Here is a 13588-nt window from a genome sequence, read left to right on the forward strand (position 1 = left end):
CACCGTCGCGGCCCGCCCCCGGTCCGCCCGGCGGGGCGCGGTGCGGGGGCCCGCCGGTGGGGCCGCAGTGGCGTACGACACACTGTGTGGCGGACCGGCATATGAGGTGGACCACGTGTCAGCAGGCCGAACTCGCGTACGCTGACGGCGCACTCGCCCGTCGATGCCGGGCCCCCGGAGACGCGACACGCCACAGTCCCCGCCGGTCCACCGAGCGCGAGGGACCCATCGGGAGGTACGTAGATGTCCGGGACGACCACGGCCGCGGCACGGCTGCGCAGCGCCGCCGACGGCGCCAACCGCTGGGTCGTCCTCGTGGTCCTCTGCCTCAGCCTGCTGGTGGTCGCGCTCGACGCGACCGTGCTCCACGTCGCCGTCCCCTCGCTCACCGAGGACCTGCGCCCGAGCGCCACCGGACTCCTGTGGATCGTCGACGCCTACCCCCTCGTCTGCGCCTCCCTGCTCATCCTCTTCGGCACGCTGGGTGACCGGGTCGGCCGACGGCGCGTGCTGCTCCTCGGCTACGGCCTCTTCGGCGCCGCCTCCCTGCTCGCCGTCTGCGCGGACACCCCGGCCGTCCTCATAGCGGCCCGCGCCCTGCTCGGCGTCGGCGGCGCGATGATCATGCCCGCCACCCTGTCGATCCTGCGCCAGGTCTTCCCCGACCGGCGGGAGCGGGCGCTCGCCATCGGGGTGTGGACCGCGGTGGCCGCGGTCGGCGCCGCCACCGGGCCGGTCGTCGGCGGCTTCCTGGTCCAGCACTTCTGGTGGGGCTCGGTCTTCCTCATCAACATCCCGCTGATGGCGGTCATCCTGCCGCTCGGCCGCTGGCTGCTGCCGGAGTCGCGCGGCTCCCAGGACGGGCCGTGGGACGTGCTGGGCGCGCTGATGGCCGCGGCCGGGGTGCTCGGCGTCGTCCTCGGCGTCAAGCGGCTGGGCGGCGGGGCGGCACTCCTGGACCCGGTCGCGCTGGCCCCGCTGGCCCTCGGCCTGGCGCTGCTCATCCTCTTCGTACGCCGTCAGAAGCGCCGTACGCACCCGCTGATCGACATCTCGATGTTCGCCCGCCCGGCCTTCTCCACCGCCGTCGGCTGCATCGTGCTCGCCATGCTGGCCCTGGTCGGCCTCCAGCTGATCGCCGTCCAGTACCTCCAGCTCGTGCTGGGGCTCAGCCCGCTGGAGACCGGGCTGCGGCTGCTGCCGCTGACCTTCGCCGCGATGGCCGCGGGCGCCACCGGCTCGTACACCCTGCGCCGCCTCGGGCCCCGCAGGATGGTGGGCTGGGGCTTCGTCCTGACGGCCTCCGCCGTGCTGCTGCTCACCTCGATGGGCCACCACGACCGGCCCGCCCTGCTGACCGCCGCCTTCGTCCTGCTCGGCTTCGGACTCCAGACGACGCTCTTCGGGGCGTACGAGTCGATGCTCAGCGACGCCCCCGCGGAGCGGGCGGGCGGAGCCGCGGCGATAGGCGAGACCTCCTACCAGCTCGGCGCCGGGCTCGGCATCGCCCTCCTCGGCAGCGTCATGAACGCCGCCTACGCCCCCGGCCTCGCCTCCCTGCGCGACCAGGGCGTCCCCGCCCGCGCCGGAGCGGAGGCCTCCCACTCGCTGGGCGAGGCCTACCAGGTCGCCGCCGAGCTGGGCGGCCCGCTCGGGGACCTGCTGCGCTCCACGGCCCGGCACGCCTTCGTCGGCGGGCTGCACATCACGCTCTTCGTCAGCGCGGGGCTCCTGCTGCTCGGCGCGCTGGCCGCCCTGCGGCTGCCGAGGGCGATGGAGTGCCCGCCGAAGGAGTTCTGCTCCGAAGCCGACCCCACGCCCGAGGCCGGGGCGGGTGCCGCCGAGCCCCGCGTCCCCGCCCCCGCCCCCGCGCCGACCGAGCGCGAGGCGTCCCCGCGCCCGGCGCCCGCGACCACCGAGCGCCCGGCCCGGCGCGTGACGCTCCCCGCGCGGCGCGAACCGGCCGAGGCGACCGGCTCTGGACGGGCGGCACACTGAGCCGTAACGTCTCCACGACGCCCTGACTACCACTGCTAGTTTTCGGAAGGCGTGGCCGGACCCCACCCTTCCGGACACCGTGCGAGCCGCCGGAGGCACCCTCATGTCCAGCACCGAGTCCGCGAAGCCGTCGAAGCTCCCGCCGTTCGACGCCACCGACCCCCTCGGCATCGACGATCTGCTCGGCCCCGACGACCTCGCGATCCGCGACACCGTGCGCACCTGGGCCGCCGACCGGGTCCTGCCGCACATCGCCGAGTGGTACGAGAAGGGGGAGCTGCCCGGCATCCGGGAGCTGGCCCGGGAGCTGGGATCGCTCGGCGCGCTGGGGATGTCCCTCGACGGGTACGGCTGCGCCGGGGCGAGCGCCGTCCAGTACGGGCTGGCCTGCCTGGAGCTGGAGGCCGCCGACTCCGGGATCCGCTCGCTCGTCTCCGTACAGGGATCCCTCGCCATGTACGCGATCCACCGCTTCGGCTCCGAGGAGCAGAAGCAGCGGTGGCTGCCCGGCATGGCGGCGGGCGAGATCATCGGCTGCTTCGGGCTGACCGAGCCCGACCACGGCTCCGACCCGGCCGCGATGCGGACGTACGCCAAGCGCGACGGTGAGGACTGGGTGCTCACCGGCCGCAAGATGTGGATCACCAACGGCTCGGTCGCCGGGGTCGCGATCGTCTGGGCGCAGACCGACGAGGGCGACGAGGGCCGGGGCATCCGGGGCTTCGTCGTCCCCACCGACACCCCCGGCTTCTCCGCGCCGGAGATCCACCACAAGTGGTCGCTGCGCGCCTCGGTCACCAGCGAGCTGGTCATGGACGGCGTCCGGCTCCCCGCCGACGCGGTGCTGCCGGGGGCGAAGGGGCTGCGCGGTCCGCTCAGCTGTCTGAGCCACGCGCGGTACGGGATCGTCTGGGGCGCCATGGGCGCGGCGCGGGCGAGCTTCGAGTCGGCCCTCGACTACGCGCGGACCCGGGAACAGTTCGGCCGGCCGATCGGCGGCTTCCAGCTCACCCAGGCGAAGCTCGCGGACATGGCCCTTGAACTGCACAAGGGCATCCTGCTCGCCCACCATCTGGGGAGGCGCATGGACGCGGGACGGCTCCGCCCCGAGCAGGTCAGCTTCGGCAAGCTCAACAACGTGCGGGAGGCCATCGAGATCTGCCGCACCGCGCGCACGATCCTCGGGGCCAACGGGATCTCGCTGGAGTACCCCGTGATGCGGCACGCCACGAATCTGGAGTCGGTGCTCACGTACGAGGGCACCGTGGAGATGCACCAGCTGGTGCTGGGCAAGGCGCTCACCGGTCTCGACGCCTTCCGGTGACCGAGGCACGTCCCACGGGGCGTGCCGACCGGAGGCGCTGACCGGAACTTTCCGGCGAGCGCCCTGCTCAGCTCTGGTTGAAGAAGCCGTCGGTCTTCCGGCCGGCGGCTTCGCCCGCCACCACCTGGGTGTCGGCGGGGGAGAGCAGGAAGACCCGGGTGGCCACCCGGTCGATCGAACCGCGCAGACCGAAGATCAGCCCGGCGGCGAAGTCCACCACGCGCTTGGCGTCGGCGGGGTCCATGGCCGTGAGGTTGACGATCACCGGGACGCCGTCCCGGAACAGCTCGCCGATGGCCCGGGCGTCCCGGAAGCTGTCCGGGGTCACCGTGGCGATCCGGCGGTCCCGCTCCTCGGCAGCCTCGGCGGCCACCTGCACCCGGGGGTCGGTGACCCAGGCCTGGTTGCCCGTGCCCGTCTCCGTACCCTCCGCGTACTCGTCGTCGTAGTACCGCTCGTCGTTGTCCTCCACGAGGCCCAGCCAGGCACTTGCCTTGCGCACCGATCCCATGGACGCCTCCTCTCAACCGCGGTTCCTTGGTGTTCCGCATCTCTTACGTATCCCTATGGTCGTCCATGATGCGGATACCGCGCCAAGTGGATAGTCGCCGCGCAGGTGATTCGTGACGGTACTGGTGCAGAACATGTGGCGGTTCGTCAAGGTTCCTCCTGGATAAAGGGGGTTCCGATGAGAAAATATGATGCGCCGGTCCGTACGGGTGACCTGGGGGACGTACGGGTGAACGGATCACTCGATACGATGCACGGCGCTCAGGTGCGCGAACGGCGCGCACCGGCTGGAACGGCTCGCGGGGGATCGTCGTGTTCGGAATCGTGAGGCCCTGTACCCACCGGCTCTCCGAGGGGCTGCGGACCGAGTGGATGGCCCATCTCTGCGGTCTCTGCCTGGCTCTGAGGGCGGATCACGGACAGTTCGCCCGGATTGTCACGAACTATGACGGTCTGATCGTCTCGGTCCTGACGGAGGCTCAGACGGGGACCACCCCGGCCGGGCGGCGCACCGCGGGGCCGTGTCCGCTGCGCGCCATGCGGACCGCCCCGGTCGCGATGGGGGAGGGGGCCAGGCTCGCCGCCGCCGTCTCGCTGGTCCTCGCCTCGGCCAAGGTGCGCGACCACGTGGCCGACCGGGACGGGCTGTTGGCCCGGCGGCCGGTCGCGGCGGCGGCCCGCCGGGTGGCGGCGGGCTGGGACCGGGCGGGTGCCCGTACGGGGGCGGCGCTCGGCTTCGACACCGCCCTCCTGGTCGACGCGGTCGACCGGCAGACCGGCATCGAGACGCTCGCCGGGCCCGGTACGCCCCTGCTGACGGTCACCGAACCCACCGAGACGGCCACCGCGGCGGCCTTCGCCCACACCGCCGTCCTCGCCGGGAAGCCGCAGAACGCGGCCCCGCTCGCGGAGGCCGGGCGCCTCTTCGGACGGCTCGCGCATCTGCTGGACGCCGTGGAGGACCGGGAGGCTGACGCCGTGTCGGGTGCCTGGAACCCGCTCACGGTGACCGGCACCCCGCTGACCGAGGCGCGCCGGCTCTGCGACGACGCGCTGCACGGCGTACGGCTGGCGCTGCGCGAGGTGGAGTTCACCGACGGCCGGCTCGTCCACGTCCTGCTCGCCCATGAGCTGCGGCGCTCGGTGGACCGGGCGTTCGGCACCTCGTCCTGCTCGCACCAGGGTCTTGATGTGTCCCAGGGGCTGGTGTCGCCCGACGGCTCCTTCGGCCCGCCGCCGGGGAATCCGTACGGCCCGCCGCCCGGCAACCCCTACGGTCCCACCCCCGGTGGCCCGGCCGCGCCGCCCCCGCCCCGGCCGCCGCGCGACCGGCGCGGGCTGATCGCCGGGTGCCTGGTGTGGGCCGGGCTCGCCTGCACCTGTCAGATGTGCTGCGGGAGCTACGAGGACCCCTGGAGCCGGGAGCGGCGGGAGGCGCCCTGCCAGAGCTGCGGGGACTGCTGCGAGGCGTGCAACTGCTGCGGCCAGTGCGGCGACGGCTGCTGCTGTTGCGGCGAGTCCTGCGGCTGCGACTGCTGAGCCCGCGGGACCCGCCGGGGCGACTGCCGGCGGGTCCCGCGGACCCGCCGCTGCCGGGCTACTTCGGCTCGGGGCCCTTCAGCTCGGGCGGCGAGATCTGCGAGGTCTCGATCGCGGACTCGGTGGTGCCCCACTTCGTGAGGATCCGGTCGTAGGTCCCGTCCTTCTTGAGCTGGTTGACGGCCGCCTGGAACGCCGGGGTCAGCGGGCTGCCCTTCTTGAAGGCGAAGCCCACGTCGAGCCGCTTGTACTCGTTGAGGAAGCGGACCCCGTCCTGCTGGCTCACGGCGTAGCGCAGCCCGTTGATGGTGGACATGTTCACGTCGGTGCGGCCCTGCTTGAGGGAGAGCCAGACCGCCGCCGGGTCGGCGTACGTCTTCACCTCGTAGGGCTTCTTGCCCTTCTCGGCGCACCGGGGCAGGTTCTCCTGGAGGGTCACCTCGAAGGTGGTGCCCGCTCCGGTGGCCACGTTCAGGCCGCACAGGTCGGTGAGGTCGGTGACCTGCTTCAGCTCGCTGTCGTCCCGGACGGCGAAGCCCTGGCCGTCGTTGATGTACGTCACGAAGTCGATGGTCTTGCGGCGCACGCCGGTGACGCCGAAGTTCCCGGTGCCCAGGTCGTACTTCCCGCTGCCGAGCGCCGGCAGGATCGCCTCGAAGGAGGCCACCTCGCGCTTCAGCTCGATGCCCAGCACCTTGGCGACGGCGTCCGCGAAGTCGATGTCCGCGCCGGAGAGCGTGGTGCCGTCCTTCTCGTAGAAGGCGCCGGGCGGGGAGCCGGTGGCCGCCGCGATCCGCAGGGTGCCGGCCTTCCGTACCTCCTCGGGCAGCAGCTTCGCCGCCGCCTCGTCCTTCTTCACCTGGGACACCACGTCCGTGGTGGGGGTGTCCCCCTTCTCGGCCTCGCCCTTCCCGGCGGTGCTCGCCCCGGGCTCCGCCGGGTCGGCGCAGCCGGAGAGGGTCAGCGCGGCGGCGGCGATCAGGGCGAGAAGGGCGCTCTGGCGTGATCTGGGCATGTCTCTGCTTTTTCTCCGGGTTCGTCAAGGTACGCCGACCGGCCCCGGGCCCGGGAGGGCGGGGAGCGGCGACGGAAGGTTCAGTGGTGCGGACGCACGGAAAGGTGCGGCGGAGCGAGGGGAGGGCGACGCGGTGTGGTGGAGGTGAAGTCACGCGAGGAACAGTGCTCGAACGCCTCAGAGCGGGCGTGAGCAGGGAGAACGGAACAGCAGGGGGTCAGCTCAACAGGAAGAGGACCACACGCGACCGAAGTCGATGTGGGAGCGGGTGACCAGCCACTGCTGCGCATGCATGGGCTCAGTGGAACAGGCATCCGGGTGGACGTCAACCGACGTGAGACATACGGCTCAGAGTGTGGACAGGCTTGACAACGCGCCGTGTTCACCGTTTATCTCGGAGGCGGACCGGCGCTGAGGGGCCCGGTCCATGTGTGGTTCGTGGTGTGAAGGTACGCCCCGTGTTCGATCTCAGCATCCACGGAGCCCCGCATGCCCCCGCAGACCGATCTGCTGCCTCCCTCCTCCTCCGCGCCACCGCCCGTGAAGAACGACGGCGACCGTGCGGTGCCCCGCATCGTCCCCGTCCGCCGAACAGGCCGCTGGGCGGCGGCAGTTGTCGTCATCATCCTGCTCGCGCTGGCGCTGAACTCGGTCATCCGTAACGAGGCCTTCCAGTGGGACGTCGTCCTCGCCTACTTCGGCACCGCGACCGTCCTGCGCGGGCTCTGGCTCACCCTGTGGCTCACCGCCGTCGTCATGGTGCTGGGCTTCGCGCTCGGGGCGCTCCTCGCCGTCCTGCGACTCTCCGGCAACCCCGTTCTGCAGGCGGTGAGCTGGGGGTACGTCTGGCTCTTCCGGTCCACGCCGATCCTGGTCCAGCTGCTGTTCTGGTTCAACATCGGCGCCCTGTACCCGCAGATCCTCGGCGTCAACACCGTCACCCTGCTCGGCCCGGTCTCCATCGCCGTCATCGGGCTGACCCTGCACGAGGCCGCGTACGCCGCCGAGGTCGTCCGGGGCGGCATCCTCTCCGTCGAACGCGGCCAGGTGGAGGCCGCCCAGTCCCTGGGGCTCGGCCCCTGGCGGCGCTTCCGGCGGATCGTGCTGCCGCAGGCCATGCGCTCCATCGTCCCGCCGGCCGGGAACATGCTGATCGGCACCCTCAAGGGCACCTCCATCGTCAGCATCATCGCCGTGCAGGACCTGCTCTACTCCGTCCAGCTCGTCTACCACCGCACGTACGAGGTCATCCCGCTGCTGCTCGTCGCCACCCTCTGGTACGCGCTCGTCACCTCGCTGCTGAGCATCGGCCAGCGCTATGTCGAGCGCTACTACGCCCGTGGCACGGCGGGTGCGCGATGAGCGCCGCACCCACCCTCGTGGTGATCGGCGGCGGCCCGCGCGGCACCGGCGTCATCGAGCGCATCGCCGCCAACGCCCGTGAGCTGTACGGGGATTCGCCCCTGGACATCCATCTGGTCGACCCCCACCCGGCGGGCGGCGGACGGATCTGGCGCCCCGACCAGTCACCGCTGCTCTGGATGAACTCCATGGCCGAGGACGTCACCATGTTCACCGACGACACGGTCGAGCTGGCCGGACCGGTCGTCGACGGACCCGCCCTGCACGCCTGGGCCGAGGACGTCCGCGCCGGGCGGGTCACCCCCGACGCCGAGCCCGCCGTCCTGGCCGAGATCCACGGCCTCACCGGCCAGACCTTCCCCAGTCGGCGGCTCCAGAGCGCCTACCTCCGCTGGACCTACCGGCGCGCCCTCGCCGCCCTGCCGCCCTCCGTCACCGTCCACGAGCACCGCACCACCGCCCTCGCCGTCACCGGCCCCCGCGGCGGCCGCCAGCGCGTCCGGCTGAAGGGCCGCACCGAACCCCTCCTCGCCGACCTCGTCGTCCTGACCGTCGGCCATCTGGACGCCGAACCCGGCCCGGAACAGGCCGAGTTGAGCGACTTCGCGGCCCGGCACGGGCTGATCCACCTGCCGCCCGACTTCACCGCCGACACCGACCTCAGCGCCCTGCCCGCCGGGGAACCGGTCATCGTCCGGGGGTTCGGCCTCGCCTTCGTCGACCTCATGGTCCTGCTCACCGAGGGGCGCGGCGGCCGCCACGAGAACGGCGTCTACGTGCCCTCGGGCCAGGAGCCCGTGCTGTACGTGGGATCGCGGCGCGGGGTCCCGTACCACTCCAAGATCGGCTACACCTGGACCGGCGAACGCCCTCCGCTGCCGCGCTACTTGACCCCGGAATGGGCCGACGGGCTGCTCGGCCGGCCCGGACCGCTCGACTTCCGGCGCGATGTGTGGCCGCTGGTCGCCAAGGAGCTGGGCCACGCCCACTACCACCGGCTCTTCACTGCCCACCCCGAGCGCACCGCCCTGGAGTTCGAGGTCTTCGAGGCCAAGTACGCCGCCGCCGACCCCGGCAGCCCCGAGCTGGACGGCCTCGTCGCCGCCGCCGTGCCCGACCCCGCCGACCGGCTCGACCTAAAAGCGCTCGACCGGCCGCTGGACGGAGTGACGTACGAGAGTGCCGAGGCGCTCCAGGACGGGCTGCGCGCCTACATCACGGCCGACCTGGCCCGCCGTCACGACCCGGACCACAGCACGGATCTCGCGGTCTTCGTCGGGCTGCTCTCCGCCTACGCCCAGCTCGTCCGGCTCGGAGACATCGGCGGCTGGTGGCACGGGTTCTTCAGCTACCTGGCCTCCGGCCCGCCCGGCCCCCGCCTCGAACAGCTCCTCGCCCTCTCCCGGGCCGGGATCGTCCGCTTCCTCGGCGCCTCCGTCACCGTGACGGCCGACGAGGAGCGCGGCCTCTTCCGGGCGAGCAGCCCCACCGTGCCCGGCGCCCGCACCGAGGCCCGCGCCCTGGTCGAGGCCCGCCTCCCGGACCCCTCGCTCCGGCACACCGCCAGCCCGCTGCTGCGCGCCCTGTACGAGGGCGGGGCCGCCGTCACCGACACTGGCCTGCTCGCCGTGGACCCGGCCGACAGCCGCGTCCTGGACCGCGACGGCACCCCGCACCCGCGCCGGTTCGCCCTCGGCCCGTTCACCACGGCACGCAACAGCGGGGCCTTCACCCGCCCCCGTGCCGGCGGACCCGCCTTCCGCCAGAACGACGACGCGGCCCGCGCCGCGCTCACCTTCCTGCGCGACCTCTCCTGTCGGGACCGGCTCGCCTCCTGAGCCGCCGCGCCCGCCCCCGTACCACCGCCACCACCGCTCCCAAGGACCCCGCCATGTCGCTGACCAGCGATCCACCCATCGATCCAGCCGCCGGCACCCCCGACGGACCCGCCGCGAAGAAGGCCGCCGGACCCGGCACCGACTACGGGGAGCTGACCGTCGTCCCGGCCCGCCACCCCTGGCGCTGGGTCGCCATCGCCGTCACCGCGGTCCTGGTCGCCCAGTTCATCAGCGGACTGGTCACCAACCCCGGCTGGGAGTGGGACGTCTTCGCGCAGTTCTTCGCCGCGCCCGTCATCCTCAAGGCCGTCTGGCTCACCCTCCAGCTGACCTTCTACGGCACGGCCCTCGGCTTCGCGCTCGGTATCGTGCTGGCCTTCATGCGCCTGTCGGCCAGCCCGTTCCTGCGGACGGTCGCGTACGGCTACATCTGGGCGTTCCGCTCCATCCCGCTCATCGTGCAACTGCTGTTCTGGTTCAACCTCGCCTATCTCTACAAGGAGTTGCAGTTCGGCATCCCGTTCGGACCGGGCTTCTTCACCTTCGACACGATGAACCTCGTCGGCGCGGTCAGCGCGGCCGTCCTCGGACTCGCCCTGCACCAGGCGGCCTACGCGGCGGAGATCGTGCGCGGTGGCGTACTCGCCGTCGGGAGCGGGCAGTTGGAGGCGGCGGCCGCCCTCGGCATCCCCAAGCTGCGCCAACTGCGCAAGATCGTGCTGCCGCAGGCGATGCGCTCCATCCTGCCCAACGCGGCCAACGAGATCATCTCGCTCTTCAAGGGCACCTCGATCGTCTCCGTCATGGCGATCGGCGAACTCTTCTACCAGGTCCAGGTCGTCTACGGCCGCAGCGGCCGGGTCGTCCCCCTGCTGATGGTCGCCACCGCCTGGTACATCCTCCTCACCACCGCCCTCTCGGTCATCCAGTACTACGTCGAACGTCACTACGCCAAGGGGGCCGTGCGATGAGCGCACCCAGCGATGCCATGGTCGAGATCCGCGCCGTCCACAAGAACTTCGGCTCCCTGGAGGTGCTGCGCGGCGTCGACCTCTCCGTGCGGCCCGGCGAGGTCACCGTCATCCTCGGCCCCTCCGGCTCCGGCAAGTCCACCCTGCTGCGCACCATCAACCACCTGGAGAAGGTCGACCAGGGGTGGATCAGCGTCGACGGCACCCTCGTCGGCTACCGCAGGGACGGCAACAAGCTCTACGAACTCCGCGAACGCGAGGTGCTCCGCCAGCGCACCAAGATCGGGTTCGTCTTCCAGAACTTCAACCTCTTCCCCCACCTCACCGTGGTGGAGAACATCATCGAGGCGCCCGTCTCCGCCCTCCGCCGCTCCCGCAAGGAGGCCGTCGAGGCGGCGGAGAAGCTGCTCGCCCGGGTCGGCCTGGCCGACAAGGCGTCCGCCTACCCCGCCCAGCTCTCCGGCGGCCAGCAGCAGCGCGTCGCCATCGCCCGCGCCCTGGCGCTGGAGCCCAAGCTGCTCCTCTTCGACGAGCCGACCTCCGCGCTCGACCCGGAGCTGGTCGGTGAGGTCCTCGACGTCATCAAGGGCCTGGCCCACGGCGGCACCACGATGATCGTCGTCACCCATGAGATCGGCTTCGCCCGTGAGGTCGCCGACACCGTCGTCTTCATGGACGAGGGCCGGATCGTCGAGCAGGGCCCGCCCGCCGACGTCCTGGACCGCCCCACCCAGGAACGCACCCGCGCGTTCCTCTCCAAGGTTCTCTGAACCGCCCTTTCTGTACCAACCGCCTTTCCTGTCCAACCTGTTCGCACCATCCACAAGGAGTACGTACGTGTCCGTCCGCCGCAGCATCACCCTCGCCATCGCCACGCTCACCGCCACCGGACTGCTCACCGCCTGCGGCAACCCCGACGCCTCCACCGACGTGGCGGCGCCGAAGGGCGAGAAGGACACCGGGATCAACATCGGACCCGACCAGGACCGGATCAGAGGCAAGAAGGTGGACTCCATCGCCGCCCTCGTCCCCGAGGAGGTCCGCAAGCGCGGCACCCTCAAGATCGGGGCCAGCGCCACCTCCGTGGCACCCCTGGGCTTCTACGCCACCGACGACAAGACCCGGATCGGCTCCGAGATCGACATCGCCACCCTCATCGTCGACACCCTCGGACTGAAGAGCCAGTTCGAGGAGGTCTCCTGGGAGAACCTCTTCGTCGGCCTGGACAGCTCCAAGTTCGACGCGGTCCTCTCCAACGTCACCGTGACCGAGGAGCGCAAGGAGAAGTACGACTTCGCCACCTACCGGCTCGACAACGTCGCCTTCGAGATCAAGAAGGGCGGCGGCTGGAAGGTGAAGGGCCCCGAGGACGTCGCAGGCAAGACCGTCTCCGTCGCCTCCGGCACCAACCAGGAGAAGATCCTCGTCGCGTGGAGCGAGGAGAACGTCAAGGCCGGACGGAAGCCGGTGGACATCAAGTACTTCCAGAACGAGAGCGACTACTACCTGGCGCTCCAGTCCGGCCGCATCGACGCCCACCTCGGCCCGAGCCCCGCCGCCGCGTACCACGTCGCCACCGCGGGCCAGAGCGAGATCGCCGGACAGATCTCCGGGGCCGGCGGCGACCTCCAGGGCAAGATCGCCGCTACCACCAAGAAGGACAGCGGCCTGGTCAAGGCGTACGCCGCCGCGATCGACCACATCATCGAGGACGGCTCGTACGGCAAGGTCCTGGAGCGCTGGGGGCTGACCGGCGAGGCCGTGGAGAAGTCCGAGATCAACCCGCCCGGCCTGCCCAAGACCAAGAGCTGACCCGGGGCACCCCCATCGGGGTCTCGCACCGCCGATGACCACCCGAGGGCTCCGGCCGGCCGGTCCCACCGCCACGGCCCGGCCGGCCGGACACCCCCGGAGCGAGGCCCCCGACCCACCCGTCGACCCGAGAGGTCCCGCAATGTCCGCCCGTACCTCCCTCCACCTGGCCGCCGAGATCGGCGGCCCGCCGCACTACGACGCAGGCCACTACCTCCGCCTCGCCCGGCTCGCCGAAGGCGGCGCCCTCGACTACGTCACCCTCGGCGACTCCTTCGCCCGTCCCGGGCTCGACGCGCTCGCGGTCCTCGCCCGTGTCGCGCCCGCCACCGACCGCATCGGCCTCGTCCCGACCGTCACCACCACCCATACCGAGCCCTTCCACGTCTCCTCGGCCGTCGCCTCCCTGGACTGGGTCAGCAACGGCCGGGCCGGCTGGCACGTCGAGGTTTCCACCACCGAGGCGGAGGCCCGGCTCTTCGGCCGCCGCCCCGCCGCCGCGCCCGCCGCCCTGTGGCAGGAGGCCGGAGAGGTGGCCGACGTCTCCGCCCGGCTCTGGGACAGCTGGGAGGACGACGCCGAGATCCGTGACACCGCGACCGGACGCTTCATCGACCGGGACAAGCTGCACTACGTCGACTTCACCGGCTCCACCTTCACGGTGAAGGGCCCGGCCATCGTGCCCCGCCCGCCCCAGGGCCGCCCCGTCACCGTCATCGACGCCGTCGGCGCCCCCGCCAAGGAGGCCGCCGCCCGGCACGCCGACGTCATCCACATCCGGGCCACCACCCCGGAGCAGGCCGCCGCCCTCCGTCACGAACTGCGCACCAGGGCCGCCGCCCACGGGCGCGACCCCGACGCGCTGCGGGTCCTGGTCGCGCTCACCGTCGACCTCGGTGACGTCGAGAGCGCTCCCGAACCCGGACTGGACAGCGGTCCCCAACTCGCCGCCCGCGGCACCTACTTCCGCGGCGGCCCGGTCGACCTGGCCGACCTCATCGCCCAGTGGCACCGCTCGGGCGCGGCCGACGGCTTCCACCTCACGCCCATCACCCCCGAGCGCGACCTCGAAAGGATCGTCAACGGCACCGTGGCCCTCCTCCAGCACCGCAGCCTCTTCCGCACCTTCCACCCCGGCGGAACCCTGCGCGAACACCTGGGCCTCGCCCGCCCCGCCAGCCGCTACGCGCGTGCCGCAACCGCGTCGAAGGAGGCCTGA

General features: G+C 72.1%; 11 protein-coding genes. 9 read left to right on the forward strand and 2 right to left on the reverse strand.

Going from position 1 to position 13588, the window contains the following annotated elements; all coding sequences use genetic code 11:
• Positions 1–243: 243 nt before the first annotated feature.
• Together DJ476_RS28290 and DJ476_RS28295 are read left to right on the forward strand one after the other, a co-directional pair.
• Positions 244–1998, forward strand: coding sequence for an MFS transporter (locus DJ476_RS28290; protein WP_112491841.1), 1755 nt, complete (start codon positions 244–246; stop codon positions 1996–1998).
• 103 nt (positions 1999–2101) lie between these two features.
• Positions 2102–3322, forward strand: a complete 1221-nt coding sequence (locus DJ476_RS28295) for an acyl-CoA dehydrogenase family protein (RefSeq protein WP_112491842.1) — start codon at positions 2102–2104, stop codon at positions 3320–3322.
• Positions 3323–3389: 67 nt separating this feature from the next.
• Here the strand turns inward: DJ476_RS28295 and DJ476_RS28300 are convergent, their stop codons facing one another.
• Entirely contained in the window at positions 3390–3833 is a 444-nt protein-coding gene (locus DJ476_RS28300) for a cell division protein SepF (protein ID WP_053561823.1), read from the reverse strand.
• Between the two features lie 311 nt (positions 3834–4144).
• Here DJ476_RS28300 and DJ476_RS28305 point away from each other — a divergent pair, with 311 nt between their 5' ends.
• Positions 4145–5371, forward strand: a complete 1227-nt coding sequence (locus DJ476_RS28305) for a DUF5685 family protein (RefSeq protein WP_112491843.1) — start codon at positions 4145–4147, stop codon at positions 5369–5371.
• 58 nt (positions 5372–5429) lie between these two features.
• Here the strand turns inward: DJ476_RS28305 and DJ476_RS28310 are convergent, their stop codons facing one another.
• On the reverse strand, positions 5430–6386 hold the full coding sequence (locus tag DJ476_RS28310; RefSeq protein ID WP_112491844.1) for an ABC transporter substrate-binding protein: 957 nt from the start codon (positions 6384–6386) through the stop codon (positions 5430–5432).
• Between the two features lie 489 nt (positions 6387–6875).
• Here DJ476_RS28310 and DJ476_RS28315 point away from each other — a divergent pair, with 489 nt between their 5' ends.
• From DJ476_RS28315 to DJ476_RS28340, 6 genes are all read left to right on the forward strand, one after another.
• Positions 6876–7748 carry an amino acid ABC transporter permease gene (locus DJ476_RS28315; protein WP_103418641.1) on the forward strand — a complete coding sequence of 291 codons (873 nt, stop codon included), beginning with the start codon at positions 6876–6878 and terminating at the stop codon, positions 7746–7748.
• Positions 7745–9586 carry an FAD/NAD(P)-binding protein gene (locus DJ476_RS28320; protein ID WP_112491845.1) on the forward strand — a complete coding sequence of 614 codons (1842 nt, stop codon included), beginning with the start codon at positions 7745–7747 and terminating at the stop codon, positions 9584–9586. Before DJ476_RS28315 ends, DJ476_RS28320 begins: the two co-directional genes overlap by 4 nt.
• A 53-nt stretch (positions 9587–9639) precedes the next feature.
• The gene (locus DJ476_RS28325) at positions 9640–10557 is read left to right on the forward strand and encodes an amino acid ABC transporter permease (protein ID WP_112491846.1); all 918 of its coding nucleotides are present in this window, start codon (positions 9640–9642) and stop codon (positions 10555–10557) included.
• A gap of 17 nt (positions 10558–10574) precedes the next feature.
• Positions 10575–11327: an amino acid ABC transporter ATP-binding protein gene (locus DJ476_RS28330; RefSeq protein WP_112491847.1), complete on the forward strand. Its 753-nt coding sequence runs from the start codon at positions 10575–10577 to the stop codon at positions 11325–11327.
• A 67-nt stretch (positions 11328–11394) separates the two neighbouring features.
• Positions 11395–12369 (forward strand): ABC transporter substrate-binding protein, encoded by a 975-nt coding sequence (locus tag DJ476_RS28335; protein WP_112491848.1) that lies wholly within the window; start codon positions 11395–11397, stop codon positions 12367–12369.
• 142 nt (positions 12370–12511) lie between these two features.
• Positions 12512–13588 carry an LLM class flavin-dependent oxidoreductase gene (locus tag DJ476_RS28340; RefSeq protein WP_112491849.1) on the forward strand — a complete coding sequence of 359 codons (1077 nt, stop codon included), beginning with the start codon at positions 12512–12514 and terminating at the stop codon, positions 13586–13588.

The organism is Streptomyces bacillaris (assembly GCF_003268675.1).
Taxonomy (GTDB): domain Bacteria; phylum Actinomycetota; class Actinomycetes; order Streptomycetales; family Streptomycetaceae; genus Streptomyces; species Streptomyces bacillaris.

Bases quoted from the DNA above. Each gene is read 5' to 3' on its own strand.
- DJ476_RS28290 (WP_112491841.1), top strand. From the start codon at position 244: ATGTCCGGGACGACCACGGCCGCGGCACGGCTGCGCAGCGCCGCCGAC.
- DJ476_RS28295 (WP_112491842.1), top strand. From the start codon at position 2,102: ATGTCCAGCACCGAGTCCGCGAAGCCGTCGAAGCTCCCGCCGTTCGAC.
- DJ476_RS28300 (WP_053561823.1), bottom strand. From the start codon at position 3,833: ATGGGATCGGTGCGCAAGGCAAGTGCCTGGCTGGGCCTCGTGGAGGAC.
- DJ476_RS28310 (WP_112491844.1), bottom strand. From the start codon at position 6,386: ATGCCCAGATCACGCCAGAGCGCCCTTCTCGCCCTGATCGCCGCCGCC.
- DJ476_RS28315 (WP_103418641.1), top strand. From the start codon at position 6,876: ATGCCCCCGCAGACCGATCTGCTGCCTCCCTCCTCCTCCGCGCCACCG.
- DJ476_RS28320 (WP_112491845.1), top strand. From the start codon at position 7,745: ATGAGCGCCGCACCCACCCTCGTGGTGATCGGCGGCGGCCCGCGCGGC.
- DJ476_RS28325 (WP_112491846.1), top strand. From the start codon at position 9,640: ATGTCGCTGACCAGCGATCCACCCATCGATCCAGCCGCCGGCACCCCC.
- DJ476_RS28330 (WP_112491847.1), top strand. From the start codon at position 10,575: ATGGTCGAGATCCGCGCCGTCCACAAGAACTTCGGCTCCCTGGAGGTG.
- DJ476_RS28340 (WP_112491849.1), top strand. From the start codon at position 12,512: ATGTCCGCCCGTACCTCCCTCCACCTGGCCGCCGAGATCGGCGGCCCG.